Origin of the sequence: Cellulosilyticum ruminicola JCM 14822, from assembly GCF_001311925.1 — a bacterium.
Lineage (GTDB): Bacteria > Bacillota > Clostridia > Lachnospirales > Cellulosilyticaceae > Cellulosilyticum > Cellulosilyticum ruminicola.
This window is the reverse complement of the sequence record NZ_BBCG01000129.1, coordinates 1-3,107: the sequence shown is the minus strand read 5'-3', so window position 1 is coordinate 3,107 and position 3,107 is coordinate 1. Positions and strand designations below refer to the sequence as shown.

2 protein-coding genes and 1 pseudogene are annotated in these 3,107 nt (G+C 33.3%); 2 read left to right on the top strand and 1 reads right to left on the bottom strand.

Annotation, left to right across the window (positions count from 1 at the left end; genetic code table 11):
- Positions 1 to 235: 235 nt before the first annotated feature.
- The gene (locus tag JCM14822_RS18195) at positions 236 to 1,432 is read left to right on the top strand and encodes a YARHG domain-containing protein (protein ID WP_054744042.1); all 1,197 of its coding nucleotides are present in this window, start codon (positions 236 to 238) and stop codon (positions 1,430 to 1,432) included.
- A gap of 257 nt (positions 1,433 to 1,689) precedes the next feature.
- The gene (locus JCM14822_RS18190; RefSeq protein WP_172674868.1) at positions 1,690 to 1,935 is read left to right on the top strand and encodes a hypothetical protein; all 246 of its coding nucleotides are present in this window, start codon (positions 1,690 to 1,692) and stop codon (positions 1,933 to 1,935) included.
- A 976-nt stretch (positions 1,936 to 2,911) separates the two neighbouring features.
- Here the strand turns inward: JCM14822_RS18190 and JCM14822_RS19755 are convergent.
- Positions 2,912 to 3,107, bottom strand: a pseudogene (locus tag JCM14822_RS19755) (transposase); the annotation flags it as partial.

Below are 3,107 nucleotides of genomic sequence, written 5' to 3'. Positions count from 1 at the left end.
TCGTTAAGGTATATAAAAAGGGCAACTATCTAATAGATGAGATGGTTGCCTGTTTGTGTTGATGATGATATGGTTTGATCATAACTATGGCTTAATCTGGTGGGATATTAAAATTAATCTCAATATTATGTGATTGTAAGGAAATAGACTTGTAAAATAAATTGAATAGTCTCATAATGGTAAGGATGATATGAAATAGCGTTTTATAGTATCATTTAAATAAGGGGGAATTTAAATGAAAAAGCATTTTAAAGGCATTTGGCTTTTCAAAAGTTTACTTTTAGGTACAGTAGTTATAGGAGGCAGTATAACTTATGGCGCAGGCAATTATCAGCAGGGCCAAGTTATTACAGCTGCTGCGGCCAAAAAAGAGGCAAAAGCACAGAAATCAGAAGACAATGCTTTAGAACAAGAAGAGTGGCGTAGTTTAAGAAATGAATATGCGGAAGATGAAACAAGTTATGTTTATCCAGATAGCAGTGAACTAGCACTTGATACGTATGATTTATCACGGGATTATGTCATGACGATGATTGGTAAATATGAGATTTATACAAGACATGGGGCATCGATTACAGATCAAAGTTATAAGCAATATTTTGAAGATAAGGTATGGTATAGCGGCACTAAAAAGATGTCAGACATCAAATTAAATGCTACTGAAAAGTATAATGTAGCCTTTTTAACATGGTGGGCTAAAGTTTTAAAAGAAGGTAGCAATCAACAGGTACAAAGTGCAGATAATCGCGGTTTTTGCAAAACCACAGTTTATATGCCAGATAGGCCGTTTAAAGTTGATTTAGATGGGGATGGTAAGAGTGAAGAAATCGTGTATAGTCAGCAATATGATAATGACAATAATTTTGGCACAATGACCTTAAAAATAAATGGTAAGAAAGTGATACAAGAAGAAGGCAACTTTGCAGATCAAATCTGGCTTGTGGATATGAATACAAAAGATGCCTATAAAGAGCTTGTTATTTATGATCAAGGACCAAGTGCTGATCCTGTAGATTATTTTTATACTTATAAAAAAGGAAAAACCATCTTTATGGGTGCAGTAGAAGGCCATTTGAATGATGTATGGGCACGTAATTACATTTCAAATGGGGTTTTACATGCCTTAAAGCGTAATGATGATGCGGGAACAGATCGTTATAATTGCGATTATACTTTAGATAAATGGCATAAACTCCAAGAAAAGAAAACTAATTATTTCACCATGCATAAGTCTGCTTTTCTAAAAGAAGCTATTGAAACTTATACAAAGCAGAATATATGCAGCAAGAGTAAGACTTATGCAGCAGGGATTGGGGTAACGATTTTAGCAGTAGATGGAGAAGGGTGGTATAAACTTCAATTCCCATCAGGTGAAGTACGCTGGGCTTATGGTATACAAGAAAGTTTAGCAGGATTATGGTATTACGATTAACAGGAAAAAGGAGAATGAGGATGAAAAGACATATTCAAAAGTTCATGTTAGCATGTTTAATAGGCACACAAATCTTTGCAGTACCAGTATTGCACAAGATGTGACGAATCAGGAAGAAGTCGTTAAAGAGATTTCAAATGAAATTACAGGCATTAAACCGGGATTAGGATAACAAGTTTTAGATGTAGATATTGCATTACAGCCATTTGTTAAGATTGATGCAGGAGATAGTTTAAGCTTGAATTTTAGAGATGCAGATGGCAAAAGTGCTAATGAGGCAAGTTGCATTTGAAGCACTTCCTAAGTTTAAACTCACCTATCAAGGGGAAGACCTTATAGCCAATAAAGATTTTATAATGGTAGTTCAAGAAGGACAAATTGTCCTTACATTTAAACGTGCATTAAATGGTAAATTAGGCTTGCAAATTATACAACTTACAGTGAAAAGTGAAATGAATTTAGATTTGAAGCCCTTGTACCTTTACCCCATACTTTTAAAGTAGGAGAGAAATTAGTTTTAGATGAAAAGGAAAACTTCACCCTTTCATAACCTGTTGTAATGAAAGATGGGCTTCTTTATGTAGGTATAGAAGACTTAGCGAAAATGTTTAATGGAGAAGTTTTAACGAGTGAGGATCCTAATGAACGATTAAATGCATATTCCAGTGAATGCATGGTTAGAAATTAGAAAATAGCATATTTGCAAAGCATATTTGCTTAGTATAAAAATATGCTTGAATCATAAGTTTTAGGTTTTGGTACCCTATTCATGAAAAAGTTTAAAATTTATGGCCTCCCACCATCATGATTTTAAGCAGCCAAGAAGTGTGTCATATTGTCTGGAGATTTGCTGCCCATTTAATAATTGGGAGGCTATTAGATGGCCAGGAAAAGAAAGGATGATAAGAAACATAACAAAGCAGCTTAAAGTCAGGCGGTTAAGCAGATTACAAAATAGAGTGCTGAGCAAAATAAATGCATAAGTAAAATGAAAAAAGCGTAATCACCAATCAGTGGTTGCGCTTTTTTATTGCTCATATGTCTAACTATTCAGATTTTATAGGGTATGTGGTATAGTACGATTAGGTGACTTAATCATTAGAGCATTTATATTTAAGACGGGAGGAATAAAGAAAGATGAAATACTGTAACACATTAATTGCTGTACAAGATATGGAAAAGTCATTACAGTTTTATAAAAACTTATTTAATCAAGAAGTAACTGTAGAATCTTTGATTCAAGTGGCCATTTGATTGAAGTCGGTGAAAGTATGTATAGTGTTGCATGTAAACAGTTTAAAGCAGATAAAACTGTTGAAGAAACAGCACAGTTAGTCAATGTCTTAACTAAATGACATTGGTCTTTGCAGTCGTGTTTATTACTTTTATATTCTCTATAGCCCTCTCTATTCGTTGTACTATATTTTAAAATTTTATTATTAGGACATATTATGCAATCGTTGTATTCATCGTAAACATAGTCATATCAAATCTTCTAGCATAATTCTTACCAAAAGTTGAAAAATGGGGTATAGACTCAGTCATCCCATAACCTAAGTACCATCTATAAGCAATATTTACTTCTATTTCTTTAATAGTTTAACGCATAGATTTAATGCCGAATATGTATTGAATCATAACAATTTTTATAAGTACAACTGGATCGATACTTTCA

Excerpts from the sequence above, each read along its gene's own strand:
- JCM14822_RS18190 (WP_172674868.1), top strand. The coding sequence starts at position 1,690 with ATGGCAAAAGTGCTAATGAGGCAAGTTGCATTTGAAGCACTTCCTAAG.
- JCM14822_RS18195 (WP_054744042.1), top strand. The coding sequence starts at position 236 with ATGAAAAAGCATTTTAAAGGCATTTGGCTTTTCAAAAGTTTACTTTTA.